Raw genomic sequence first — 25,892 nt, 5'->3', positions numbered from 1 at the left:
CTGACAGGAGGATAGCCGGCTTAGCGTCCCTATTTCATCGAGGCTTTCTCGTGCTGAACGATGTCGGCGAATAGCTGCAGCGCGCCACTTGGCTGCTCATCCTTTCGCGCGAGATAAAGGGGAGCCACGAGATTGTCTCCTGGATCAAGCCTCAGATAGGCGATGCCGCTCGTCTCCAGCCCTGCGATCGATCCTGGAATGATGGAGATTCCGAGACCAGCGGCGACCAGACTGAGCGTCGACAGCAACCGGGGAGCTTCATGACGTATTTTTGGGCTGAAGCCCGCGGCAAGGCAGGCCGCTATGATACTGTCATATAGCCCCGGCCCCGAGGGACGGCGGTAAAGTATGAAAGCTTCGTTTGCTAGCTCCGACAATCGAGCGCGGCGAGGCTTCTCTCCTTTCGCTATCACCAGGGGATGACGATCTGGAAGAGCGACCAGCATCTCTTCATCGAGAATTCGGGAAATTATCAGCCCGCTCGACTGTGCAACGGGAGAGCGCACGAGTGCGACGTCGAGAAGACCGGAATGCAGCATGGCGATCAGATCGGGCGTACTGGCTTCCTCAAGCTTGAGCGCGACATCCGGTGACGCCTCGCCGAGCGAGCGGACGGCCGAGCTGACCAGCGGATGAAAGGCCGCCGAACTGGTAAAGCCGATGGCGAGGCTTCCCTCCTCGCCGCGGGCATTGCGTCTCGTCGCCTCTATCGCAAGATCGACATCGTTGAGGATGGTTCTCGCCCTCTCTATGAACGTCCGCCCCGCATCCGTCAGCTCGACACCTCTCGGCAGGCGCTTGAACAGCGATGCACCGACGATTGCCTCCAGCTTGGCTATCTGCTGGCTGAGCGGTGGCTGCTGGATGCCGAGCCTTTCGGCAGCGCGGGTCATATGGCCCTCATCGGCAACGGTTACGGCATAACGGAGGTGTCGAAGTTCGATCATGACATATCTCAAACATATGGATACTGTTCAATCCATATATTGGACGCATGACCGGTAAAAGCCTATTTTGACCGCCTGTTCGGCATAAACACACAGGCCATGACATGGACGCTATTTCTCATTCCAATGCTGATCAACGCGAAGGACCAGCGGTCGCGGAGCTCTTCTTCGGCTTTTTCAAACTCGGCCTCATTGGTTTTGGCGGGGTTCTGCCGCTCGCACGCCGCATGGTGGTCGAGGATCGCAAGTGGTTGACTGGGGAGGAGTTCACCGAACTGCTCGGGCTGTGTCAGTTCCTGCCCGGCGGCAATATCATCAATATGGCGGTTGCGATCGGCTCCAAGTTTCAGGGCGTGGCGGGGGCATTTTCGGCGCTCCTTGGCCTCATTGTCGCGCCGACGGCGATCGTGATCAGCCTTGGCGTCGTGTATGATCAGTTCAACAGCGATCCACGCATCCAGCACATGTTTGCAGGCCTTGCCGCCGCCGCGGCCGGTCTGCTGATCTCGATGGCCGTCAAGATCATCCTGCCGCTGCGCCGCAGGCCTGTCGCCCTGGTCATTGCCGCCATTTGCTTTGCCGCCATCGCCGTGGTCGGGCTGCCCTTGTTGCCGACCATGCTGGTTCTGGCACCTCTCGGTATCATCGCCATTTGGAAGCTTGAAGCATGACCACGACCCTGCTTTCTCTCGCAATCATTTTCACCCAGCTGTCGCTGCTCGCCTTCGGCGGCGGCAATTCCATTCTCCCCGAAATGCATCGTCAGATCGTCGATGTGCAGCATTGGATGACGGCGCAGGAATTCGGTGCGCTGTTCGCCTTGGCGCAGGCAGCTCCCGGTCCGAACCTAATGGTCGTGCCCCTGGTCGGCTGGCACGTTGCCGGATGGGCTGGAGTGCTGGTGACTTCGGTGGCAAAGTTTGGGCCTTCTTCGGTGCTGACCTATCTGGTGCTCCATCTCTGGAACCGTTTCAAGGACAGGCCGTGGCGAAGGATCGTCCAGGCCGGGCTGGTGCCGATGACCGCCGGGCTCGTCACCGCCAGCGCGGTCGTCATCACCGAGGCATCAACTCAGGGCTGGATTCTGGCGGCCATAGCGGCAGCCGGCGCATTTGTTCTTTCGACGACGCGCGTCCATCCGCTCATCGTTCTGGGCATTGGCGCGTTGATCGGGCTAAGCGGCATTGGCCAGGTCTGAGCCGGAGGTTTCCGGATCGCGCCACCGACATGGTCTGCATACAACGCTGCTCTTTAGATCAAGCCTGCCAATCGCTCACCAATCCAGGCATTGAATAGCGGATTGCGGGCAAGCGACAGGAAAAATATTTCTCCATAGAGTATATAGACATTATGCGTTTACTTTTCGAATAGCATTCCTGCCCCTAGCCTGATCGGCGGTCTCATTCGTCCGGAGCTGGCATGACAAGGCATATTCGATTCAACGCGTTCGACATGAATTGCGTCGCGCATCAGTCCCCGGGGCTATGGAGGCATCCGCGCGATAAGTCGTGGAAATACAAGGATTTGGACTATTGGCAGGATCTGGCGCGGACGCTGGAGCGCGGCATTTTCGACGGCATATTCATCGCCGACGTCATCGGCTATTACGATGTCTACAAGGGCTCGAATTACCATGCAATCGAGCAGGCCGCGCAGATACCGGTCAATGATCCGATTCAGCTCGCGGCGCCGATCGCGCTTGCGACCCAACATCTCGGCATAGGAATAACCGCCTCCACCTCTTTCGAGCATCCTTACACGTTTGCCCGCCGGCTCGCCACCGCTGATCATCACACCAAGGGCCGTGTCGGCTGGAATATCGTGACCTCCTATCTGGAGAGCGGCGCGAAGAACGTCGGTCAGGGCGGCCTGAAGACCCATGACAACCGCTATGAGGTCGCCGCCGAATATGTGGAGGTCCTCTACAAGCTTTTCGAAGGAAGCTGGGAGGAGGGCGCCGTGCTGCGCGATGCCGAGCGCGGCATTTTCACCGATCCTACCAAGGTCCACGAGATCGGCCACAAAGGCAAGTATTTCGATGTTCCAGGCTACCATCTCTGCGAGCCATCGCCGCAGCGGACGCCCGTGCTTTATCAGGCAGGCGCATCGGGGCCTGGTAAGGCCTTCGCGGCCGGCCATGCTGAATGCGTGTTCGTCGCGGCTCCGACCAAGAGCCTTCTGCGCGCCTATGTCGCCGATATCAGGCAGAGGGCTGCGGCTGCTGGCCGCGATCCACGGAAGGTGCTGATCTATAATCTCACGACACTGATCATCGCGGAGACCGACGCAAAGGCCCAGCAGCTCTTCGAGGAATATCAGAGCTATGCCTCCTATGACGGCTCGCTCGTATTCATGTCTGGCTGGAGCGGCATCGATTTCGGCCAATATGCGCCGACCGACGAATTGAAGAAGGTCGAGACCAATGCGATCGTCTCGATGATCGAGAACTTCGGCGGCAAGGACCGGGCCTGGACGGTCGAGGAACTCGCCAAATGGGGTGGGATCGGCGGAACAGGTCCCGTATTCGTCGGATCGCCCTCGACTATCGCCGACATCCTGCAGGAATGGGCCGAAGAGACGGACATCGATGGCTTCAATCTCGCTTATGCGGTAACACCCGACAGCTTCGAGGCGGCGGTCGATCTGCTTGTTCCGGAACTACAGAAGCGCGGAGTGTATCCGACCGCCTATCGTCCGGGCACCTTGCGCGAAAAGCTCTTCGGCGAGGGACCTTATCTGCCGGTGACCCATCCGGCCAATGCCTATCGCGATATCGAGGCCGTCAAGCGTCGGGATGCGGAAGTGGCCACACCGTTACGCCAGTCGGCCGGCGTCTAGGTTTTGCCATATCACCGATCCGGTTGAAGCATGCGCATATTCGGCCCACTTTGACGATGCTCTGAGGGCCGACGAGCCGGATGGATCTCTGAGATATTCCGTGCAATCCAGCTATTTAAGGTAGCAATGCGTTAACGTTCTGTTCACCTTAAGATTACTAAGGTTTCCTGATGAAAAGGAAGGAAGCCCAATGAAAAAGATCTTTGTTCTCGCCATGGCTGCCGTAACGCTGGCAGCGCCCTTCGCCAACGCGCAGGAATGGCCCCGTCATCATCGCGATCGTCCCGACGAAGTTCATCGCAAGATGCCGCCTCGGGGACCGGGACGCCCTGGATGGGGGCCCTATCGGGGTAAGGACCGTTCGGGTTACTATCATGGCTACAGAGGTTACCGTGATCGCCGCCCGGGCTACCGCCGTCACAGCGATGGTCTTTGGTATCCCGCCGCGGCCTTCGCGCTCGGCGCCATTATCGGCGGCGCTTTGAACAACTAGCTCTTCCGCCTTTCCAGGAATTGCTCTTAAGCTTTCGATGATTATTGAAGCGGTTTGGGGGAATGCGATCCGTCATTCCCCCAAACCGCACAGGCGGATCGAAGTTCGCCCCAAGCCGGAACACCGCCCAATTGCATGCTTTCCGGTTGGAAAATATCGGGCCGGCAGTCCGTCACGTGTTGTGGATTGCCTCCATCGGCCGAGTGCATTTCCGCTTTTCGCGAATCTCGGAAACGCTCTATCTTCTTGTTTCCAAACGCATTCCGGACGGAAAATGGCTGCGCGTTTTTCCTGGAAATGCTCTATCGTTAGGTGTCGTCCGGCATTTTCTGGAGTCGACCGTTGGGCGGTCGCGGTCATTCTGGCCGCTGGAAAGAGCCGCGTTTAAAATCGCTCCATCTCGCGGCCGACCTTCGTCAGAAACTGGCTGCGGGAACCTTCCGTCGAGCGGTTCATGTCGTAGTGGGCGAGGAAGATCACCGGGGCGAAAGGCTTGATCTGCGCGCGCAGCACGCGCTTGACGATCTTCTTCGGCGGGTTGCCCGCAATGAAGGCACGGAATGGATCGGCGCCATAGGTCAAGACCGCGCCGAGTTTGCGGATATGCTGCAGCTTCGAGCGCACCTTGCCGTTGACGAGTTCGAAGGAAACGCCCGGAAGCCAGACTCGGTCGAAATAACCCTTGAGGATAGCCGGAAAGCCGAAGTTCCAGACCGGAGTGACGATCACAAGCGCCTCGGTGCGTTCCAGCCGCTCGACATAGGGTTTGAGCGTCTCGGTATTTTCGGGATGGTCGTGATAGATCAGCCGGTCGTGGCGCGAGAGCACGGGATCGAAGCCCTCGGCATAGAGGTTGCAGTCGTCGACGTCGTGTCCAGCACGTTTCAGGCTCTCGACGGTCTGGCGATGCAGCGCGCCACCAAAACTTTCCTCGACCGGATGGGAATGAAGGACGAGAACCTTCATGAGGCCTCCATCAGCGCGGCAAGGCCGGGGAAGAGGTAGTTCTTGCCGGATTTGAAGTCGAAATTCGGATCGTCCCAGGCAATCATCTTGCCGGGATTGAGCAGGCCCTTAGGGTCGGTTTCCTTCTTGAAGGCAAGCTGGACGGCATCGGTCTGCTTCATGCCGCCTTCCTCCAGCGTATAGCGGTGCGGATTGAAGATCGGGCAGCCGTGATCCTGGTGAATCCTAATGATCTCTTCGAGCCGTGCCTCGGAAGTGTAGCGCACGAGGGGCAGTCCGGAGCATTGGATCTGCCCGTCGAACTTGATGAATTCGAGATGACCGGGCACCTCGTCACCAAAGATCTCCACCATCTTCTGAACTTTGGCGACATGATCCGGCCCCGGATACTGCACCTGCAGATACGTGATGTTGGGATCGACCTTGATGGCACGCAGCGTCGTGTGGTTCCAGGCGAGCTCATAGGCGTGCGGAATGCCCTTCATGCTCTCCACCTTGTCGGAGCGGAAGGTGATCTCGCCCTTCTGCTGCATGGTGAAGGCGACGAATGGGTCCATCGAATGCGGTGCGATCATCAATGCCACGATCGACTGCCCTTGGCGGATATAGGGCTTGTGGCGGCTGAAATATTCGTACGGAATGGGGGCGGCGATCGGGGCGATTTCCTTGACCAGAATGCCGTTGCATTTGGCAAGCGCGTCTGAAAAGCGCACTGCATCCATGAAGTCGTCATAGCCGACCAGCACGTCGATCCAATCATAGGCCGGCGCCAAGGGCATTTCGATTTCGGTGATGATGCCGTTGGTGCCGTAGGCATGGCTGACCTTGGTCAGGTCCCAGCCGGTGAGATCGAGCGTGCGGGGCTCCGCCTCCATCGTCACGACGCGAAGGCGCAAGATGTTGCCGAGATCGCGCAGCCCGCCCCAGGTGATCGAGCCGACACCGCCGGAGCCGCCGGCAATGAAGCCGCCGATCGTCGCAGTTTGTGCCGTCGAGGGATGGAAGCGCAGCTCCTGGCCCGAATGGGCCTTGGTCTGGCGATCGAGCTCGGCAATGACGATGCCGGGCTCGCAAACAACGCGGCCGGGATGGATCTCCTTGATCGTGTTCATGGCGGCGAGATTGAGCACGATGCCGCCGGAAAGCGGCATGGCCTGGCCGTAATTGCCGGTGCCGGCGCCGCGCGGCGTGACGGGAGCGTCATGCGCATAGGCGACCTTCAACGTGCGGATCACCTCTTCCTCGGTCTTCGGAGTGACGACGAGATCGGCCGTGACATTGTCGAGCTGGGCCTTCAGGATCGGCGAATACCAGTAGAAGTCACGGCTTTTCTGGCGCACCAGCGCCGGGTTGTCTTCGACGGCGATGCCTTCGAGTTCTTTCTTGATGCGCTGATAATCCGGCATGTCAGGCTCCAATGACGCTGTCGAGTTCGCGATAATCCGGCAGGCTGCGATCGATCACCTTGCCCTTGCGAAGGACGACGCGATCGGACTGCGGACGGGAAAGGAATTCGCTCCAGCGCCTTGCGCTGAAAAGCACGAGGTCGGCCGGGCTGCCGACGGCTATGTGCCCGATATCCGGGCGGCCAAGTATCTCCGCGGGCGAGGTGGTGATGACCCTCGCAGCCGTATCCAGCGGATGGTCGAGATGCAGGATGCGCACGGCCTCGCGGAACACCTCGACCGGATCGAGATCGCCATAGGCGTAGAATGGGTCGCGGGTATTGTCGGACGCGACGGCGGTTGGCACGCCGGCCGCGGCAAGTTCGTGCAGCAGGGTGACGCCGCGCCAGCGCGGCGTGCGCCCGGCGTGACGGTCCTGCAGATACATGTTGCACATCGGCAGCGAAACGATGGAGATCCCGGCCTTGGCGACGAGATCGATTGTGGCGCGGGCAATATTCTCATCCTGTCGGGCAAGCGAGCAGCAATGGCCGGCGGTCACCTTTCCGGTAAAACCGTTGCGAAGCACGGCCTCGGCGATGGCCTTCAGCGTCAGCACCTCCTTGTCCTCGGTTTCGTCGACATGCAGATCGATGTCGAGGCCATTATCGGCGGCTGCGCGGAAAAGCTTGTTCAGCTGCGCGTCGAGTTCCGGGTTCAACTGCGTCACCCCGCCCATCAGGCCGCCGGTGTCGCGAACGACACGGAGCAGATCGGCAAAGAAGGCATCGTCTACCATGCTGTCGAGCGGAAAGAGGGCGACGGCCTGTAGCGCGATCTTGTCCTTCCACGCCTCGCGGACCGAGGCGAAGACCTCGAAGGAGATGCGATGCTGCGGCGCCAAGGAATCGAGGTGGGTGCGGATCAGACCGGTGCCGTGGGCATAAGCCGAGCGCAGCGAGAATTCCATGCGCTTGCGCACGTCGTCGGCCGACCAGTTAGCCTCGCGGTCGGTCCGCACTGCATCGAGCGCACCTATGAAACTGCCGTCCGGGTTCGGCCGCCGTTCCCAGATGTGCCCCTTGTCGAGATGGGTGTGCATGTCGACGAATGTCGGCCAGACCATGCCATCGCGCATATCCACTCGGGGATACTCGGCCGGCGCGGTTCCAGGCGCGACGATGTCGCTGACAAGGCCATCGGCGACGACGATATCGACCTTGACCAGGCCCTCACTCGAGGGCGCCGCAAGGCCGGAGAGCGTCAAGGCTGGGATGGTAGCATTGCTCAGCACAAAGCGGGCTGCGTTCGGTGGCGACATGAAGGCGTGGGACATCAGTTCTCCCGCTTGAGGCTGCTCTCATGCCAGCGATGCAGGCTCAGCCATGAGATGAAGGAGGTGAAGGCGAAGATCGCGACGCCGAGCGCCGACAGGAGAAGCAAGGCTGCGAAGAGCCGCGGCATGTTCTGTCGGTATTGCGCTTCCAGCAGTCGAAAGGCGAGACCGGAGTTCGGACCTCCCGAGCCAGCGGCGAATTCCGCGACCACCGATGCGATCAGCGATAGGCCGCCGCCGATCCTCAAGCCCGTCATGAAATAAGGCTGAGCGGCGGGCAGTTTCAGATGCAGCAAGGCCTGCCAGCGCGAGGCGCCGTAGAGATCGAAAAGGTTGAGCAGATTATGGTCGACGCTCTTCAATCCCTGCACCATGTTGGAGAGGATCGGAAAGAAGGCGACGAGGAAGCCGCAAATTAAGAGCGCTGCTTCGCGTGTCGGCGCATAGATCAGGATCAGCGGCGCGATCGCGACGATCGGCGTCACCTGCAAGATGACGGCCAGCGGATAGAAGGCGAGTTCGATCCAGCGGGACTGCACGAGAAAGATGGCGAAGCCGACGCCGCCAATCAGCGCCAGGACGAGGGATATGAAGGTGATCTCGGTCGTCACCCATAGAGCCGGCCAAAGGATGCCCCAGTCGGAAACGAGCGCCTTTGCGACGGCGATCGGGCTTGGCAGAATATATTGCGGAATGCCGGTGCCAACGACCAGAAGCTGCCAGAGGACAAGAAGCGCAAGAACGGTCAGGATGGGCACGAAGATACCAAGCGCGCGTTCCACACTGCGCTTTTTGGCTGCAGAGGCCGCGGGTGCGTCGGCAGATTCAACGGACAGAGTGGCGGGCAGACTGGTACTGTCACTCATCAATGGGCCTCCGGCCAGCCGATGGCCTCGATCAGGGAACGGGATACTTTTTCGCATACCTGCCGATATTCTTCAGATGAACGATAAAGCGGATCGCGCTCGCCGCTGGTTTTCAGCGGAAAATCGCTATGGACGCGGCCCGGCCGCGCCTTCATGACGACAATACGATTGGAGAGATAGGCGGATTCATAGACGGAATGCGTGACGAAAATGACGGTAATCCCTGTTGTCTGCCAGAGGCGCAAAACGTCGTCGTTCAGCTTCTGGCGCGTGATTTCGTCGAGTGCCGCAAAGGGCTCGTCCATCAACAGCAGCTTTGGCTTCGTCACCAAAGCGCGGGCGATCGAAACCCGCATCTTCATGCCGCCGGACAATTCGCGCGGATAGGCTTGCGCAAAATCCTGAAGGCCGACGGTTGCCAGCGTCTCCATGATCTGATCGTGCGCCGTCGCTTTCGACACGCCCCGCAGCTTCAGCGGCAGATGGACATTGCCAAACACAGTCTTCCAGGGAAGTAGCGTCGGCTCCTGGAAGACGAAGCTGATATCTCCTTCCGGCAGACCCTTGGCGTTGATGCGCGAGCTGGGCCAATCGATCCTGCCATTGGAGGCGCCGCCAAGGCCTGCGATGATACGCAACGCCGTCGACTTGCCGCAACCGGAAGGGCCGAGCAGGCTGATGAACTCCCCGCTTTCCACATGGAGCGACATGCCCGATAGCGCCAGCGTGCCGTTGGAAAAGACCTTGGAGACCTGTTCCATGACGACGAGCGGCCGTTTGCGTGTCTCGGTTTGGGTGAGTTTGGTAGATTCGGACACTAGCATGGTTCAGCTCTTTGTTGATCCACCCTCCCCTTGAGGGGGAGGGGCGGAGCCAAGCTCCGGGGCGGGGTGGATCCGGTGCTATCTCGGGTTCTCACCCCCAATCCGCCGCTTTGCGGCGACCTCCCCCGCGCGGGGGAGGTGCCTAGGCTTACTTCTTCAGCGACATGCCGACGCCCTTGCAGACGAACTGGGTATCGAACGCCTTCTTGTAGTCGATATCGGCATCGAAGAGCTTGATCTGCACCATCTCGTCGAAGAACTTCTTGTAATGAGCTTCCGTGATGCAGCCGATGCCCTTGTCGAGCGCATCGCCGGATTCCACGATGCCATATTCCTTCATCTTGGCGATGGAATAAGCGATCTGTCCATCCGTCATATCGGGATTGTCCTTCTTAATCAGCTCGTTGGCCGCCTTGTTGTCGCCGTAGAGGTAATTATACCAGCCCTCGATCGAGGCATTGACGAAGCGCTGTACGAGATCGGGGTTCTTGTCGACCAGTGCCTTTTGCGCGGTGATCATCGTCGAATAAGGCGAGTAGCCGGCATCCGCGATCAGGAAGACTTTCGGCTTCCAGCCGGCCTGCTTCTCGATCTCATAGGGTTCGGAGGTCACGTAGCCCTGCTGCGCGGACTGCTTGTCTGCCAGGAATGGCGCCGGGCTGAAATTGTAAGGCTTGAACTGTTCGTCCTTGAAGCCTGGGAAGTTCGCCTTCATCCACTCGAAATAGGTGATGTAGCCGTCCTTACTCAGGAAAAGCGTCGGCAGCTTGGCCAGATCCTCGAATTTTTCCACGCCGGCATCCGGATGGGCGATCAGCACCTGCGGGTCCTTCTGAAAGATAGCCGCGACATCCACAATCGGAATGCCCTGCTTGACCGCATCGATCTCCTGTTGCGGGCCGCCCATGTAGAAATCCAGCTTGCCGGAGATCAGCAATGCCGAATTGGCCGCGTTGGGACCGCCCTGTACGATGGTGACGTCGAGGCCGTATTTCTTATAGGTGCCATCGGCGAGCGCCTGGTAGAAACCGCCGTGCTCGGCCTGGGCAAGCCAGTTGGTGCCGTAGGTGACTTTATCGAGCGCATTGGCCGGCTCGGCCGCCATGATCGCGGCCACGAGCCCCATAGCGGCGAGGAATGCTTTTGTCTTCAAGGCTTTATACATGGCTGACTGTTCCCTTTATCTGCCATGGGACGTCGTGGTTGGCGCCCATTTCCTGCATTTGAGCGGTTGCGTTGCTCTTTGAAAAGCATCAAAATTCGTGCGCATTGATGCCTTTTCGGCATCTGTTGCCGGGTCTGTGCCTAAATTGTGCGGCCTGGGCAAAAAATAAGCAATGGGAACGCGCATGCTGCACTCAAGACGACTTCTCTACATCAATGAAATCGCCCGCTGCGGCTCGATCCGTAAGGCCGCCGCGCGCCTCAACGTGGCCTCATCGGCGGTCAATCGTCAGATTCTGGCACTGGAGGAGGAAATGGGAGCGCCGCTCTTCGAGCGCCTACCGCGTGGCCTGCGGCTGACGGCGGCCGGTGAGCTCTGCATCGAGCACATCCGCGAGGTATTGAAAAATTACGAGCGGCTGGAGGGGCGCATTCGCAGCCTCAAGATGCAGCAGGCGGGTAAGGTTCGTATCGTCGCCACCGTGGGTCTGGCGTCAGGGCCGCTGCCCGAGATCATCGCGCGTTTTCTCTCCGAGCATCCCAGGGTCTTCGTCCAGCTGCGCAATGACGCCGGATCGACGACGATGGCGCCGGTCGTCTCGGGGGAAGTTGATCTCGGACTTGGCTTCAACATTCCGGCCATGCCGGGCATTCGCTCCCTTGCCAATTTCGACATACCGATCGGCGTCGTCCTGCCGCCCGGCCATCCACTGATCGGGCCTGGCCCCATCAATCTCGCCGATGTCGTGGAGGAGCGGCTATTGCTTGCCCAGCCCGGCACGAGCCTGCGCGAGGTCATCAATCTGATGCTGGCGCGCCTTTCCGTGCAGGTCGAGCCGGTGTTGGAGAGCAATGCGTCGGAAATGTTGAAGCAGCTGGTAAAATGTGGGGCAGGGCTGACATTGCTCAATCCGCTCGATGTGCTGACGGAGTGTCGCCGGGGAGAGCTGGTATTCCGCCCGATCGCCGAGCCGCATTCGCGGCCTCAACCGATGAAGCTGATCGCCCGCGCGCGAGCACCGCTGGACGCCGCCACCAGCCTCTTCGTCGAATACCTGCTTGCTGAATTGGCCGGGATCGTCGAGGAGCTGCAGGCGAAGGGACATATCATCCCGCCCTCCGAGCGACGCCGCGCGGATCCCTATTTCGAATAGAGGTTGGCAAGCGGATAGTCCCGCAGATCGCGCAGCATTTCTATGAAGCCGGCGACCTCATGTCGGCAGATGAGCGCGCCTTTTTCCGCCGTGCCATTGGCCGCGTTACCGACCACGCCGTTCGGATTGAGATCATGCGCGATCCAGGCGAGCGAATGCGGCGGCAAGGGTTGCAGATACTTGGAATGTTCCTTCATCCATTCCGCCTTGGAGGCAAAATTCTGCGCCTTGTCCATCCGGACCAGATCAGGCCGGAAATGCAGCATGAGCGAGGTCTCGACGTCGCCGCCGTGAATGCCGAAGCGCTGCTCATGCTCGTCGATCATACCATCAGGCGTACCGAAGCGGGTCCATTGCGTGGCGACGACGGCCATCTGGTAACGCACGCGCAGTTCGCGCGCGACGATGCTCATGATATCGACATTGCCGCCATGAGAGTTGACGATCGCCATCTTGCGGATGCCTGCTTCAGCGACCTTCGCGCCGATTGCGGTCCAGACCGGGATCAGTAACTCCGCGCTGAGCGACAGCGTGCCGGGGCCGTAGACGTGTTCGTTGGCCTTGCCGATCTCCTGCAGCGGCAGGACCAGGAAATCGAGATCGTCCGGGCGCTGGACCTTCAACTCGGCAAGCATGCCCTCGGCGATTGCGACATCCGTCGCAATCGGCAGGTGTGGGCCGTGTTGCTCCGTCGAGGCGATCGGTAGGATCGCGATGGTGGTGTCGGGTGAAAGACCGGCGAAATCATAGGTGTTGAGTTCATTCCAATAGAAGGGCTTCGTCATTGCCATGTCCTCTAGTCAGCGCCTGGTCACTCAACGGATACGGCAAGGATGGTAACGGTGGAAAGCATCAATTTGCGCCCGTGCCGCTGCCTTTTTGCGTACGCCTGGAACGACAGCGGCATTTGCCAATCGAGAGACTCGGCTGAAGAGCGGCGGTGTCGGCCTAGGCGGGCCGTGCCTCTTGTTTTTTTCCCGCTTTGCCTTGTTGAGGCGCTGATATTGCAGCAACGCATACTGGCGCGAAGAACCTCTCGTGATCCATAACTTCACTCCATATTTGGGGTAAAAATTGCACCATGTATATTTACATAGTGCATAAGATGCCCCATGTTTTCACTCATTGAAGTGAGGGGCGCATGGGCAAACTGGCTCAAATCGGAAACATCATCATTCGGATTTATGCGAACGATCATCTGCCCCCGCACTTCCACATTTTCACCCCGGATGGGGATGCTCTGGTAGAAATCGCGACACTGGAAATCTTGCGTGGTAAGCTCGCAAGCAAGGCACAAGACACCGCCCTCGAATGGGCGGCGAAGAACAAGGCGACGATTGCCGCCGAATGGAACCGGACCAATCCCCGCTTTCCAATCGCTTGAGGAAAGGAAACAGAAATGGATCTGCCGCGAATTGAAAGCGTAACGCCAACGTCAAACATGACGCTGGCAATCAAGTGGAAGGGCGGCGCTGAGGCTTCCGCAAACCTCGTTGGCTGGATTGCGACCGGCGGCGAATTGCTCGCCCCCCTCAAGTCTCCTGATGTCTGGAAAACCGCCGAAGTCACGGACTATGGCGCAACGGTCGAATGGGCCGGCGAAGATTTGGCGATCGATGCCTATCACCTTTTCCAAATTGCCGAGGATCAGCGCGATTTTGATGTCGAGGACCTGCGGAAATGGCAGGAAGAGATTGGGCTTTCGAATAACGAGGCTGCGGACTTTCTTGGAGTTAGCCTGCGCACGTGGAAGAACTATCGTGCCGGCGCTCCCGTCAGCCATGCCGTTAAGATGCTGCTGCGCGCTAGCCAGCGCGACCCTCTCTTGATGCATGCGCATTACCGGCCGCGTCAGAACGGCAGGCCGAAAGCCGCATAGCCGACGCCCGAAATTCGTTACACCTAGAGCCCATCGGGGACCTAAATGGAGCTAGAGAAAGAACTGCACATTGCCGAAATAGGCGCCGCCCTCCATCCAAAACGCCGAATGGTTGTTTTACGGAGGGAAGATGGCTTTTATACATATGCGGAGCAGTACCATTATGTTTCGCACTATGAGGGAAAGATCATAGCCGAAGGCTGGGTAACGCTTCCCAGTGACGGTATGCATACTACTTCCAAAATAGCCGAGATCGAGGGGCGAGCAGCGTTTTCACGGCGCTACGGGGTAGCTTATTGATCAAACAATAGAACCTTTCTTGGTTCTATTTGTCAGCCGACCCAATTTCCGGAATGCAAGGCATGAACGATTTCAATCCATCCCAAGACTTCGCTGGCTTTGTCTTTCTTGCCATCGACCACGGATTCACGAGCATTGAAGATGGTGGAGGCCCGCTTGTTCCGTTCACGATGACTGTGGACCCAGCGGGACAAAAAAAGTTCGCTCGGTTTGCAATGGAGAAGCTCGAAGACGGTGTTGGAGCCGCCAAGAATAGTGTCGCATCGACCGGAGCGATAGCGATGTACGCGATAGCTTTGAAAGCGAGTTCGTTATCGGCTCCAAATCTCCAGACGCATCATGGAGCTCCGCTCAGTAGGAAATTCTCCTGCCTGCGCGTTGCAGATGGGGATTGACCTCACGGCCGATGTAGGACATGCGCGGCCTTCACTGCCGCAGATGCACGGTTCTCGACACCGAGCTTCACATAGATTTGTTCCAGATGCTTGTTCACCGTGCGGGCCGAAAGGCCGAGGATCTCGCCGATGTCGCGGTTCGACTTACCCTTGGCAAGCCATAGCAGGACCTCGGATTCGCGCTGCGTCAACGCGAAGCTCTGACGCAATGTCTCGTCATCGGCGCTCTGATTGCTGGCCGTCAGGCGGAAGAGATATTCGTCGGCGCCGATAGCGCCGAGGAAGGTGAATTGCAATGCGGCCTGACGGCCATTGCTGATGGAAAGAAGATTGTCACGTGCCGAGCCGAGTCGTTCGCGCTCGAGCATGAAGGCGGCGATGTGTTTGGATGCCAGTTCGAGGCCGTCATCGCTGCCGGTGGCGGCGTTGATGAGGCGGGTTGCCTGCGGCGTCGACCAATGGATGGCGCCGTTGCCCTTCACGGCGAGGAGATGGCGCCCCGCCGCATCGAGCGCCACCCTGGCGCTCTGGGCGGAGCGGGCATTGCGCAGGTGAACGCGGATACGGGCGTGCAGCTCGTCGACATTGATCGGTTTTGTCAGATAATCGACGCCGCCCGATTCGAGCGCATGCACAACATGCTCGGTTTCGGTGAGCCCGGTCATGAAGACGACGGGAATCTGTGCAATGCCTGCATTGGATTTCAGCCGGCGGCAGGTCTCAAAACCGTCCATTGCCGGCATGACGGCATCGAGCAGGATAAGATCGGGCGTGATGCGCTCGACGATGTTAAGCGCCGCGGATCCCGAGGTGGCGATCAGCACGGAGAAGCCGGACTGCTCGAGCGCATCCGTCAGGAAGCCGAGCGCCTCCGGTGAATCATCCACCAGCAAGACTATGTCGCGGGGAAGGGCGGGCTCAGCCAATCTGTTCTACCTTTTCGATGTCGAAGCTGCGCAGCACGTTTAGAAAACCATCGAGATCGAAAGCCTGGACATGCGCGCGCAAGGCGTCGGTGAAGGGTTTGTTTTCCTCAAGCTTGGCGAGATCCGCAAGCTTCGCCTCGATGCCTCTGATATAACCGATTTCGCCGAGCCGTCTGAGCTCGCGGACATGCTCGATGCCAGGGCTTTTCAACGGCAGCGGCGGCTTTGGTGCGACCGGGGCGGAGGCGTCGGCATAGAGCCATTTCAGCCCGAGATGCAGCGCAAGCTTGTCGCGAAGCTGGCGGATATCGACCGGCTTGGAGATGGCGTCGTTGTGGCTGTCGTCACTGTCGGTCGCGGCGGCTGCATCGCCGATATTGGCCGACAGCATGAGGATAGGCGCGGTCTGGCCGTTTTCCCTAAGCCGCGAAACGAGCTGCCAGCCGTTCATGCCGGGCATGGAGATATCGACCAGGAAAATATCCGGCTTGATGCCCTCGATCAGCGCCAGGCAGTCCGGGCCGCCGGCGGCGGTGAGCACGATGAAATCGAGCGGCGATAGGATCTCGCGCATCAGTTCGCGGTGATCCTCGTTGTCGTCGACGACGACGACGGTACGTCGCGGCCCTTCGTAACCTGTAATACGCTGTTCCTGCGCCGGCGGCTTCATCGGACGGATCACGGCCGACAGCATCAGACGCACCCGAAAGGTCGAGCCGACGTCCTTCTCGCTCGTAACGGAAATCTCGCCACCGAGCGTATTCGTCAGAAGCTGAGTGATTGTCAAACCAAGGCCAAGCCCCGGCATGGGTCTGACGCTGTCGGCTTCGCCGCGCTGGAAAGGCTCGTAGATACGGGTAATATCCTTTGTCGCGATGCCGCGACCGGTATCGGAAACCGTGAAGGTGGCGACCTGGTTGCGGTAGCTAACTTCGAAGCGGACGCTGCCTGCATCTGTGAATTTGATGGCATTTGAAAGCAGGTTGACGAGGATCTGGCGCAGCCGCTTTTCGTCGGTGCGGACATAGTCGGGCAGCGCGGCGGAGCGCTCATGGATGAAGCTCAGCCCCTTGGCCTGCGCCTGAGGCTGGAACATGTCGACGATCTGGTCGAGGAAATCCTGGATATTGATCTCGTTGGAATAGACCTGCAGGCGGCCCGCCTCGATCTTCGAAATATCGAGCAGGCCGTCGATCAGGCCGGAAAGATGCTCCGCACTGCGGCGGATGACTTTTAGGGAAGATTGCCTGGGGGCCGGAATGGTCTCGTCACGCTCCAGGATCTGCGCGTAACCGAGCACGGCGTTGAGCGGCGTGCGCAATTCGTGGCTTAAGCCGACCACATAGCGGCTCTTGGCGCGGTTTGCCGCCTCCGCCGCCTCCTTGGCGCCCTGCAGAGCGGCGTCCGTCTTCTTGTGGGCGGCGATTTCCTTCAAGAGCAGCGTATTCTGGCGCGAGGATTCCTCCTCGGCGACCACGCGGCTGTCATGGGCAAGCACATAGAACCAGCATGCGACGCCGGCGATGACGGCAAAGACAAAGAAGACGATGAGGATCGTGCGGTCGACCACAGCGGCGGTCTCGGGAGAGGCTGCGCCCACCTGATGCGCGATCATTGCAAGAATAGCGCCCATGGCGGTCAGTGCCACGGCGACGGCAATGCCGTAGCGGCCGAGGCGCGTGGCGAGCTTGGCGACGATACTTTCCGGCAGCAAGGTCTTCGCGACCGTGCCGACCTGCGTATTGAGCCGAGCCTTCGGCTTGCACATGTCATGGCAGCGGCTGTCGAGCGAACAGCAGAGCGAGCAGATCGGCGCGGCATAGGCCGGACACCAGGCCATGTCCTCCGGCTCGAAGGGATGCTCGCAGACGGAGCAGGTGATGGTACTTAGATTCTTCCAGCTCTGGCGCGGCTTGCGGGCGAGATAATATTTACCCCCGGTGATCCAGGCGATGGCAGGTGACGCGCTGAACGCCACGCTCAGCGTGACATAGGGTGCAAGCGAGGCGGCGATTGAGCCGAAGGCACCGAAATGCGCGATGAGAGCGATGGTTGCCGAAAGCGCCATGGCGCCAAGGCCGACCGGATTGATGTCATAGAGATGCGCGCGCTTGAACTCGATGCCAGGAGGCGCAAGCCCCAGCGGCTTGTTGATGAAAAGATCGGCGGAGACGGTGCAAAGCCAGGCCATGGCGATGATCGAGAAGATGCCAAGCGTCTCCTCCAGCAGCCGGTAGATGCCAAGCTCCATCAACAAGAGGGCGATGGCGACGTTGAAGACCAGCCAGATCACGCGGCCGGGATGGCTGTGTGTCAGCCGCGAAAAGAAGTTCGACCAAGCCAGAGAGCCGGCATAGGCATTCATGACGTTGATCTTCAGCTGCGAAATCATGACGAACGCCGCCATCAGGAGCAGCGCGGCATTGTGCCATGGGATCATGTAGCCGAAGGCGGTCAGATACATCTGCGCGGGATCGGCGGCACGATCGGCCGGCACGCCCGACGTCAGCGTCAGGACGACAAGAAAGGAGCCGGCGAGCAGCTTCGGCGCCCCGATAATCACCCATCCGGGTCCGGCCAGGAAGATGGCGAGGCGATGACGCCATTTGCGATGGCCGTCCGGCGGCAGGAAGCGCAGGAAATCGGCCTGTTCGCCGATCTGCGACATCAGCGCCAGGATGACGGCGGAAGCGGCGCCAAACTCGATCAGGTCGAAAGGAGCGGCGGTGCCCGGCGGGCTCGCGGGATGATGGATGCCGGCAAAGGCCCGCCAGAGATCGAATTTTTCCCAGTCGGCAAAGGCGATGAAGACGAAGGGCAGGATGTTGAGAACGATCCAGAAGGGCTGCGTCAGCAACTGGAACCGGCTGATGAGACGCACGCCGTGGGTGACAAGAGGGATCACCATGACGGCGCTGATGATATAGCCGATCCACACGGGTATGCCGAGCGTCAACTCCAGTGCTCCCGACATGATCGAGGCTTCGATCGCGAACAGCATGAAGGTGAAGCTGGCATAGATGAGCGAGGTGATGGTCGAACCGATGTAGCCGAAGCTTGCGCCGCGCGTCAGAAGATCGATGTCGACACCGTGACGGATGGCATAGCGGCTGATGGGCAGGCCGACGGCGAGCATGGCGAGGCTAGCGACAATGATGGCGTAGAAGGCGTTGGTGGTGCCGTAGGAGAGCGTGATCGTACCGCCGATCGCCTCCAGCGCCAGGAAGGAAATGGCGCCGATCGCGGTTTGCGAGATGCGTTGCGAGGAAAATTGCCGGGCGCTCTTGGCGGTGAAACGCAGGGCGTAGTCTTCCAGCGTCTGGTTCGCGACCCAGCGGTTATATTCGCGTCTTACTGGAATGATGCGTTGCCGCGCAGCCATGCTTACCCTTCAGCAGTCCCGCCATCGTCACTCCGGCAGTTCAGAGATGTCGTAACATGGATCGAGGTGGTGCTTAAGGGCATGAGTGTGCCTAAAGCTGCACATTTCGCCCCGGCGCCTACGTCATTTTACGTATGTGGTTTCCCGAAGGAGCGCCGGATAGTCGCTGAAGGCAACGGTTAATCCTTGTTTACCGGCCGTTGCGGCAGACAAAAGAGGGGAACCATAGATGAAATTCAAGACTCTCGTCTCCGGCGCGCTGCTCGGCGCCATCATGTCCACGACAGCATTCCACGGCGCTTTCGCGGCCGACGACACCATCAAGGTCGGCGTCCTGCATTCGCTGTCCGGTACCATGGCGATCTCGGAAACGACGCTCAAGGATGCCATGCTGATGCTCATCGACGAGCAGAACAAGAAGGGCGGCGTTCTCGGCAAGAAGCTCGAGCCCGTCGTCGTCGACCCGGCGTCCGACTGGCCGCTCTTTGCCGAAAAGGCCCGCGAACTCATTCAGAAAGACAAGGTCTCCGCCGTATTCGGCTGCTGGACCTCCGTGTCGCGCAAGTCGGTACTGCCGGTCTTCAAGGAACTGAATTCGATCCTGTTCTATCCGGTGCAGTTCGAGGGCGAAGAGTCCGAACGCAACGTTTTCTATACAGGTGCGGCTCCGAACCAGCAGGCGATCCCGGCCGTCGACTATCTCATGAAGAACGAAGGCGTGCAGCGCTGGGTGCTTGAAGGCACCGACTATGTCTATCCGCGCACGACCAACAAGATCCTCGAGGCCTATCTGAAGTCCAAGGGTGTCAAGGACGAGGACATCATCATCAACTACACGCCGTTCGGCTTCTCCGACTGGCAGACGGAAGTCTCCAAGATCAAGGCCTTCGGCGCGGCCGGCAAGAAGACGGCCGTCGTTTCCACCATCAACGGCGACGCCAATGTTCCCTTCTACAAGGAACTCGGCAACCAGGGTGTCAAGGCGGAAGATATTCCGGTCGTCGCCTTCTCGGTCGGCGAAGAAGAGCTTGCCGGCGTCGACACCAAGCCGCTCGTCGGACATCTGGCTGCCTGGAACTACTTCCAGTCGGTCGATACTCCAGCCAATGCCGCCTTCATCAAGGAGTGGCATGCCTACACCAAGAACGACAAACGCGTGACCAACGACCCGATGGAAGCCGCCTATATTGGCTTCAACATGTGGGTGAAGGCCGTCGAAAAGGCCGGCACGACCGATCCAGACAAGGTGATCGATGCGCTCGTTGGCGTCTCGGTGCCGAATTTGACGGGTGGCTATGCCACCATGATGCCGAACCATTACATCACCAAGCCGGTCCTGATCGGCGAAGTGCAGGAAAACGGTCAGTTCGACGTCGTTTCGCAGACCCCCGCGGTTGTCGGCAAGGAATGGTCCGACTACCTGCCTGATAGCAAGGATCTGATCTCGGATTGGCGCATGCCGCTGAACTGCGGCAACTTCAACGTCACCACCGGCAAGTGCGGCGGCAAGGGCTCCTGATAGCAGCCGACGCAAGATCGCCGCGGGCAGGATTTTCTGGCCGCGGCAGCTTGAGGGGACTAGCGCAATGTTCGACAAATTCGTTTACCGCATCGCCCTGGCGCTGGTCGCCGGCTTCTGTGTGGTGCTGGCGCTGACGGCCACGGGTCTGCGCGCCCAGGAAGACGCCCACGGCCTCATCAATTCGCTCGGCCAGGCCAATTTCCAGAAGGCCGGGGATATCGTCCAGAGCTTGGCGAAGTCAGGTGACCCCAAGGTCGTGCCGGCATTGCAGGCCTTTTCCGACGGTGATCTCTATATCAGGAAATCCGACAATCAGGTTTTTATCGCCAAATCCTCCGGCGACATGATGGATCTGATGGATCCTTTGACCGGGCAAGTGGTCGGCCAGGAAGCCAAGGACAATCTCGGAAAGATCAAGATCAACAACAATCTGCGCCGTGCGGTTCGCGCGGCTCTCGGCGGTCTGACGCTGATGAGCCCGGATCGCGCCACGAGGCTCGAAGCGGCGCAATCCATTTTGAAGGCGCCGAGTGCGGATTCGCTCGACGCCGTCGAGACGGCGCTGCAGAGCGAGAAGGACGCGGACATCCGCGGTGTGCTCGAACGCGCAAAGGCGGTTGCGGTGCTTGGTTCGGACCGCCCGATCGCAGAGAAAAAGGCGGCGATCGAGACGATCAAGAACGAAGGCGGCCGCGATGCCATCGGCATTCTCTCGTCGGTTTCCGTTGATGATAGCCTGAAGCCCGATGTTGCCGCCGCCATTGCCGGCATCCAGGATCAATTGAAGTTCTGGGATGCGGTGCAGAATATCTGGTACGGCCTTTCCCTCGGCTCGGTGCTACTGCTGGCCGCCATCGGCCTTGCGATTACGTTCGGTGTCATGGGCATCATCAACATGGCCCATGGCGAGATGGTGATGCTCGGCGCCTACTCGACCTTCGTGGTTCAAAGCATCATCCGCACCTCCTATCCCGAACTCTTCGACTGGTCGCTGGCTATCGCCCTGCCGGTCGCCTTCATCGTCACCGGCGCCGTCGGCCTCATCATCGAGCGTGGCGTCATCCGCTTCCTTTACGGCCGGCCGCTGGAAACGCTGCTCGCCACCTGGGGCATTTCGCTGATCCTGCAGCAGGCGGTGCGCTCGATCTTCGGGCCGACTAATCAGGAAGTCGGCAACCCCTCTTGGATGTCCGGCTCCTTCGACCTTGGCTATCTCTCCATCACCTGGAACCGGCTCTGGATCATCGTCTTTGCGCTCGGCGTGTTCGTTGCGCTGCTGCTTCTCCTCAAGCGCTCGGCCTTCGGGTTGCAGATGCGGGCGGTTACGCAGAACCGGCGCATGGCGTCGTCCATGGGCATTCGCACATCGTGGGTCGACGCCTTCACCTTCGCGTTGGGATCCGGCATCGCCGGCATGGCGGGTGTCGCACTCTCGCAGATCGACAATGTCTCGCCAAACCTCGGCCAGAGCTACATCATCGACAGTTTCATGGTCGTGGTGTTCGGCGGTGTCGGCAATCTCTGGGGAACGCTCGTCGGCGCCTTCTCGCTCGGCATTCTCAACAAGTTCCTTGAGCCCTATGCGGGGGCGGTGCTCGGCAAGATCCTCGTCCTCGTCCTCATCATCCTCTTTATCCAGAAACGTCCGCGCGGGCTCTTCGCCCTCAAGGGAAGGGCGGTGGAAGCATGATCACGACCTTTCTTCTTCGCTCGCTCGACCGCCGTATCAGCATTGCCATCGCGATCCTGCTTGCCGTCGCGGTACTCGTGCCGCTGTCGAACCTGCTGTTGCCCGAAACGAGCGTGCTACATGTGCCGACCTATCTGATGTCGCTGTTCGGCAAGTATCTGACCTATGCGCTGCTCGCCCTGGCGCTCGATCTGGTCTGGGGTTATTGCGGCATTCTCTCGCTCGGCCACGGTGCCTTCTTCGCGCTCGGTGGCTATGCGATGGGCATGTATCTGATGCGGCAGATTGGTTCGCGCGGTACCTATGGCAATCCGATCCTGCCCGATTTCATGGTTTTCCTGAATTGGAAGGAACTGCCCTGGTTCTGGTATGGCTTCGACCAGTTCTGGTTCGCCATGCTTATCGTGCTTGCGGCACCCGGCCTGCTGGCCTTCGTCTTCGGCTGGTTTGCCTTTCGCTCGCGCGTCAACGGCGTCTATCTGTCGATCATCACGCAAGCCATGACCTATGCTCTGCTGCTTGCCTTCTTCCGCAACGACATGGGTTTCGGCGGCAATAACGGCCTGACCGATTTCAAGGACATTCTCGGCTTCAACATTCAGGCCGATGGGACGCGCGCGCTGCTGTTCGCCATCACGGCCGTGTTCCTGGCGCTGGCATTGATGCTGTCCTCGGCCATCGTCCGCTCGAAGTTCGGCAAGGTGCTTGTGGGCGTGCGCGACGCGGAAAGCCGCACGCGTTTCCTCGGCTATCGTGTCGAACATATCAAGCTCTTCGTCTTCGTCGTATCGGCCATGATGGCGGGCATTGCCGGCGCGCTTTACGTGCCGCAGATCGGCATCATCAATCCCGGCGAGTTCGCCCCCGCGAATTCGATCGAAGTCGTCATCTGGACGGCCGTCGGCGGGAGAGCGACCCTGATCGGGCCGATCATCGGCGCGGTGCTCGTCAACGGCGGCAAGACCATCTTCACCGGCTTGTTTCCCGATTTCTGGCTGTTTGCGCTTGGTGGCTTGTTCGTCGCGGTGACGTTGTTCCTGCCGAAGGGCATCGTCGGAACGATAGCGCACCATTTCGGCAAGACGCGCAAGCCGACAAGCCCGCCGCCCAAGGCTGCGAAGGATGAAGCCGACCCGTCCGTGCAGGCTGCGGAGTAGGACCATGATCCCCGATATCAAACCCAACAGCATGCTCTACCTCAACAACGTTTCGGTCTCCTTCGATGGCTTCAAGGCTTTGAACTCACTGTCGATCGTCATCGAGCCTGGCGAACTTCGCGCCATCATCGGCCCGAATGGTGCGGGCAAGACCACGATGATGGACATCATCACCGGCAAGACGCGGCCCGACGAGGGCGAGGTGTTCTTCAACGGCCAGGTCGACTTGACGAAGAAGGATGAGGCCGATATCGCGCAGCTCGGCATCGGGCGGAAGTTCCAGAAGCCGACCGTTTTCGAAAGCCATACCGTCTGGGACAATCTCGAACTGGCGCTCAACCGCAATCGCGGCGTCTTTGCGACGCTATTCTATAGGCTGACGCCCGCGGATCGCGATCGTATCGAGGAAATCCTGGAGACGGTGCGGCTGTCGCACCGGCGCGACGAGCTGGCGGCCAATCTCTCGCATGGCCAGAAGCAGTGGCTGGAAATCGGCATGCTGCTGGCGCAGGAGCCAAAGCTACTCTTGGTCGACGAACCGGTGGCGGGCATGACGGATGCCGAGACGGCGGAAACCGCTGTGCTCTTGAAGGAGATCGCCAAGACGCGTTCGGTCGTCGTGGTCGAACACGACATGGGCTTTATCCGGGATCTCGGCGTCAAGGTGACATGTCTGGCGGAAGGATCGGTTCTGGCGGAAGGCTCGATCGATTTCGTCAGCAGTGATCCGAAGGTGATCGAGAATTATCTGGGGCGATGAAATGCTGACAGTCGAAAACGCGAACCTGCATTATGGCGCCGCTCAAGCGCTGCGAGGCATCTCCATCAAGGCGGAGATGGGCAAGATCACCTGCGTTCTCGGGCGCAACGGCGTCGGCAAAAGCTCGCTATTGCGTGCGGTTACCGGACAGCATGCCTTGTCGGCCGGCACGGTTGCTTTCAACGGTGTCACGTTGAACGGCATGGCGCCATTCGCGCGCGCCAAGCAAGGCATCGGCTACGTGCCGCAAGGACGCGAGATCTTTCCGCTCTTGACCGTGAAGGAAAATCTCGAGACCGGATATGCGCCGCTTTCCCGCCGCGACCGCAGCATTCCCGATGATATCTACAACCTGTTTCCAGTGCTGAAGTCCATGCTCTCGCGCCGCGGCGGCGATCTTTCCGGCGGCCAGCAGCAGCAACTGGCGATCGGCCGGGCGATGGTGACGCGGCCGAAGATCCTGGTTTTGGACGAGCCGACCGAGGGCATTCAGCCGTCGATCATCAAGGATATCGGCAGGGCGATCCGCTACCTCAGGGATTCCACCGGCATGGCGATCCTGCTGGTCGAGCAATATCTCGATTTCTGCCGCGAGCTTGCCGACTACGTCTACATCATGGATCGCGGCGAGATCGTGCATGAGGGGCTGGCCGAGACGCTGGATACGCCAGAGGCCCGCCGCCATCTGACTGTCTGAGCAGGAGAGATTGCTCATAGCCAGGGTCCGGATTGCCGCCGCTTTCGCCGGAGCCTCAGGCGTCCGAGGGGCTCCCACCCTTTGGTCTTACAGACCATCTTACTGCGGACAATATGGGCTATTCGTACGATGATATCTGCTCTCGTGGAAGCAGCACTCACGCATTTGTGACAGTTTCCCGAATTCCTGGGATATCTTTGCGACAAATCGCGGCTAAAGTGCTGAACATTATTCTATCTCTTGAGGGCGCCACGACTTTTGAAAGAGAATCCCATGCAGCAACGTAAAAGCGTATCGGTCGAAGAGCTCCCGGAAAATACAGCACTTGCGATATATGAGCTAATCGGCGGAACGTTCCGCAACTATTCCGAGATCCTTTACATACGTGTACCGGATGTGACTGATGATGGCAGGTCCATGGGTGGCATCGAAATCACCATTCGTAAGACAGCCTCCGCCGCATCACTGCAATGAGCGCGGCTGAACGCTTGTAACAAGCCTTTCTTCTCAGGTGATATTTAGGCATGTGTCAGCGGTAATCCAGCGGTCATGCACAACCGATCTTCGATCTCATTGCAATATGCCTGATCGTTAAATAGCGGTCGTCAACCGGTGATCGCGCATGCAGAAATGCCGATACACATTGTGATAATGCCAACGGATAACATTAAGTAGAGGACCGTATCCAAGCCATATATCGCGACATGATTTGGCCGCGTCGACACCAATTGACACACTTTGACCATTTTCCGGCAAAGCTATGTGACAAATCGAGAGTAATCCTCCTGTAAGAGCATGTTAGATAGGGCTTAAGGTGGTGATCATCAGCTTCAAATCACGCAATTGGATGGACAGGAAGTCAGGTTCAATTAGAAGGTATGATATCTCCGTGCCATCGGTTTATCAATCCACTCCATGGAATACCCATACCAGCATGACGGTGGAGATCGTTGATGTGGACCCTAATATGCTTATCCATCCGTTTGATCTACGTACGGATTCTTGCACAGATCAATCGGATCTTCGTTAGAATATGTTCATTCAGTGAGAGCGGTGAATAACATGAACGATCCGATGTCTGCACCATCATCAACGGATTGAGCACGTGCGGTACCATGGCGATAGTCGCGCTGCAATTCGCAACTCAAGCGGAGCGCGGGCAGGAAGCTACCTGGTCGCGCCAGACAAGCTGCCTTATGCCCTCTGCAGGC

At 59.2% G+C, this 25,892-nt stretch carries 24 protein-coding genes and 1 pseudogene; 15 read left to right on the top strand and 10 right to left on the bottom strand.

The window, feature by feature from the left end; translation table 11 throughout:
• Positions 1–29 precede the first annotated feature (29 nt).
• Entirely contained in the window at positions 30–947 is a 918-nt protein-coding gene (locus FBZ99_RS26590; RefSeq protein WP_113355736.1) for a LysR family transcriptional regulator, read from the bottom strand.
• 104 nt (positions 948–1,051) lie between these two features.
• Here FBZ99_RS26590 and FBZ99_RS26585 point away from each other — a divergent pair, with 104 nt between their 5' ends.
• The 4 genes from FBZ99_RS26585 to FBZ99_RS26570 all read left to right on the top strand — a co-directional run bounded on the left by FBZ99_RS26585 (position 1,052) and on the right by FBZ99_RS26570 (position 4,278).
• Positions 1,052–1,618 (top strand): chromate transporter, encoded by a 567-nt coding sequence (locus tag FBZ99_RS26585; protein ID WP_113355737.1) that lies wholly within the window; start codon positions 1,052–1,054, stop codon positions 1,616–1,618.
• The gene (locus FBZ99_RS26580) at positions 1,615–2,145 is read left to right on the top strand and encodes a chromate transporter (RefSeq protein ID WP_113391174.1); all 531 of its coding nucleotides are present in this window, start codon (positions 1,615–1,617) and stop codon (positions 2,143–2,145) included. Before FBZ99_RS26585 ends, FBZ99_RS26580 begins: the two co-directional genes overlap by 4 nt.
• Positions 2,146–2,366: 221 nt before the next feature.
• Complete coding sequence (locus FBZ99_RS26575) at positions 2,367–3,785, top strand: LLM class flavin-dependent oxidoreductase (RefSeq protein WP_113421478.1); 1,419 nt, start codon at positions 2,367–2,369, stop codon at positions 3,783–3,785.
• Positions 3,786–3,975: 190 nt separating this feature from the next.
• Positions 3,976–4,278 (top strand): hypothetical protein, encoded by a 303-nt coding sequence (locus FBZ99_RS26570; protein WP_113355740.1) that lies wholly within the window; start codon positions 3,976–3,978, stop codon positions 4,276–4,278.
• Positions 4,279–4,662: 384 nt separating this feature from the next.
• On the opposite strand, the gene FBZ99_RS26565 is transcribed toward FBZ99_RS26570, so the two are convergent.
• The 6 genes from FBZ99_RS26565 to FBZ99_RS26540 form a co-directional block, all read right to left on the bottom strand.
• Positions 4,663–5,244 carry an NAD(P)H-dependent oxidoreductase gene (locus tag FBZ99_RS26565; RefSeq protein ID WP_145635763.1) on the bottom strand — a complete coding sequence of 194 codons (582 nt, stop codon included), beginning with the start codon at positions 5,242–5,244 and terminating at the stop codon, positions 4,663–4,665.
• Positions 5,241–6,650, bottom strand: a complete 1,410-nt coding sequence (locus tag FBZ99_RS26560; RefSeq protein WP_145323226.1) for an FAD-binding oxidoreductase — start codon at positions 6,648–6,650, stop codon at positions 5,241–5,243. Before FBZ99_RS26560 ends, FBZ99_RS26565 begins: the two co-directional genes overlap by 4 nt.
• 1 nt (position 6,651) lies before the next feature.
• The gene (locus FBZ99_RS26555; RefSeq protein WP_145635762.1) at positions 6,652–7,965 is read right to left on the bottom strand and encodes a cytosine deaminase; all 1,314 of its coding nucleotides are present in this window, start codon (positions 7,963–7,965) and stop codon (positions 6,652–6,654) included.
• Positions 7,965–8,831 carry an ABC transporter permease gene (locus tag FBZ99_RS26550; RefSeq protein WP_113332098.1) on the bottom strand — a complete coding sequence of 289 codons (867 nt, stop codon included), beginning with the start codon at positions 8,829–8,831 and terminating at the stop codon, positions 7,965–7,967. Before FBZ99_RS26550 ends, FBZ99_RS26555 begins: the two co-directional genes overlap by 1 nt.
• On the bottom strand, positions 8,831–9,655 hold the full coding sequence (locus tag FBZ99_RS26545) for an ABC transporter ATP-binding protein (RefSeq protein ID WP_113332097.1): 825 nt from the start codon (positions 9,653–9,655) through the stop codon (positions 8,831–8,833). Before FBZ99_RS26545 ends, FBZ99_RS26550 begins: the two co-directional genes overlap by 1 nt.
• Before the next feature lie 148 nt (positions 9,656–9,803).
• A complete protein-coding gene (locus tag FBZ99_RS26540) occupies positions 9,804–10,820 on the bottom strand; it encodes an ABC transporter substrate-binding protein (protein WP_113331603.1) in 1,017 nt (338 codons plus the stop codon).
• A gap of 184 nt (positions 10,821–11,004) precedes the next feature.
• Between FBZ99_RS26540 and FBZ99_RS26535 the strand changes: the two genes are divergently transcribed.
• Positions 11,005–11,973 carry a LysR substrate-binding domain-containing protein gene (locus FBZ99_RS26535; RefSeq protein ID WP_113331850.1) on the top strand — a complete coding sequence of 323 codons (969 nt, stop codon included), beginning with the start codon at positions 11,005–11,007 and terminating at the stop codon, positions 11,971–11,973.
• Here the strand turns inward: FBZ99_RS26535 and FBZ99_RS26530 are convergent.
• Positions 11,961–12,758, bottom strand: a complete 798-nt coding sequence (locus FBZ99_RS26530) for a creatininase family protein (protein WP_113331851.1) — start codon at positions 12,756–12,758, stop codon at positions 11,961–11,963. The two genes, FBZ99_RS26535 and FBZ99_RS26530, sit on opposite strands and share 13 nt — an antisense overlap.
• Before the next feature lie 356 nt (positions 12,759–13,114).
• On the opposite strand from FBZ99_RS26530, the gene FBZ99_RS26525 reads away from it, so the two are divergent.
• The 4 genes from FBZ99_RS26525 (at position 13,115) to FBZ99_RS26510 (ending at position 14,547) form a co-directional block, all read left to right on the top strand.
• A complete protein-coding gene (locus tag FBZ99_RS26525; RefSeq protein WP_113331604.1) occupies positions 13,115–13,357 on the top strand; it encodes a DUF4160 domain-containing protein in 243 nt (80 codons plus the stop codon).
• Positions 13,358–13,372: 15 nt separating this feature from the next.
• A complete protein-coding gene (locus tag FBZ99_RS26520; RefSeq protein ID WP_113331605.1) occupies positions 13,373–13,852 on the top strand; it encodes a DUF2442 domain-containing protein in 480 nt (159 codons plus the stop codon).
• A 45-nt stretch (positions 13,853–13,897) separates the two neighbouring features.
• Positions 13,898–14,152 (top strand): hypothetical protein, encoded by a 255-nt coding sequence (locus FBZ99_RS26515; RefSeq protein ID WP_113419965.1) that lies wholly within the window; start codon positions 13,898–13,900, stop codon positions 14,150–14,152.
• Between the two features lie 62 nt (positions 14,153–14,214).
• Positions 14,215–14,547, top strand: a complete 333-nt coding sequence (locus tag FBZ99_RS26510) for a hypothetical protein (protein WP_113331606.1) — start codon at positions 14,215–14,217, stop codon at positions 14,545–14,547.
• A gap of 2 nt (positions 14,548–14,549) precedes the next feature.
• On the opposite strand, the gene FBZ99_RS26505 is transcribed toward FBZ99_RS26510, so the two are convergent.
• Both FBZ99_RS26505 and FBZ99_RS26500 read right to left on the bottom strand, forming a co-directional pair.
• Positions 14,550–15,473, bottom strand: a complete 924-nt coding sequence (locus FBZ99_RS26505) for a response regulator (RefSeq protein ID WP_145635760.1) — start codon at positions 15,471–15,473, stop codon at positions 14,550–14,552.
• Positions 15,466–18,855 (bottom strand): hybrid sensor histidine kinase/response regulator, encoded by a 3,390-nt coding sequence (locus FBZ99_RS26500; protein ID WP_145635757.1) that lies wholly within the window; start codon positions 18,853–18,855, stop codon positions 15,466–15,468. The genes FBZ99_RS26505 and FBZ99_RS26500 overlap by 8 nt, the downstream gene beginning before the upstream one ends.
• Positions 18,856–19,084: 229 nt before the next feature.
• On the opposite strand from FBZ99_RS26500, the gene urtA reads away from it, so the two are divergent.
• The 6 genes and pseudogenes from urtA (at position 19,085) to FBZ99_RS26470 (ending at position 25,155) form a co-directional block, all read left to right on the top strand.
• Positions 19,085–20,374 (top strand): urea ABC transporter substrate-binding protein, encoded by a 1,290-nt coding sequence (urtA, locus tag FBZ99_RS26495; RefSeq protein WP_069613978.1) that lies wholly within the window; start codon positions 19,085–19,087, stop codon positions 20,372–20,374.
• Between the two features lie 67 nt (positions 20,375–20,441).
• Positions 20,442–22,067 (top strand): urea ABC transporter permease subunit UrtB, encoded by a 1,626-nt coding sequence (gene urtB / locus FBZ99_RS26490; protein ID WP_113355313.1) that lies wholly within the window; start codon positions 20,442–20,444, stop codon positions 22,065–22,067.
• Positions 22,064–23,135, top strand: a pseudogene (gene urtC / locus FBZ99_RS26485) (urea ABC transporter permease subunit UrtC); the annotation flags it as partial. The gene urtB and the pseudogene urtC, both read left to right, overlap by 4 nt.
• A gap of 93 nt (positions 23,136–23,228) precedes the next feature.
• On the top strand, positions 23,229–23,984 hold the full coding sequence (gene urtD / locus FBZ99_RS26480; protein WP_069613981.1) for an urea ABC transporter ATP-binding protein UrtD: 756 nt from the start codon (positions 23,229–23,231) through the stop codon (positions 23,982–23,984).
• 1 nt (position 23,985) lies between these two features.
• Complete coding sequence (urtE, locus tag FBZ99_RS26475; protein ID WP_113419962.1) at positions 23,986–24,681, top strand: urea ABC transporter ATP-binding subunit UrtE; 696 nt, start codon at positions 23,986–23,988, stop codon at positions 24,679–24,681.
• Positions 24,682–24,954: 273 nt separating this feature from the next.
• The gene (locus FBZ99_RS26470) at positions 24,955–25,155 is read left to right on the top strand and encodes a hypothetical protein (protein WP_069613983.1); all 201 of its coding nucleotides are present in this window, start codon (positions 24,955–24,957) and stop codon (positions 25,153–25,155) included.
• Positions 25,156–25,892: the final 737 nt, after the last annotated feature.

This window comes from Rhizobium sp. ERR 1071 (assembly GCF_007828675.1).
GTDB lineage: Bacteria > Pseudomonadota > Alphaproteobacteria > Rhizobiales > Rhizobiaceae > Rhizobium > Rhizobium dioscoreae.
Note: the sequence above shows the minus strand (reverse complement) of the source record. Positions and strands in the feature narration are given on the sequence as shown.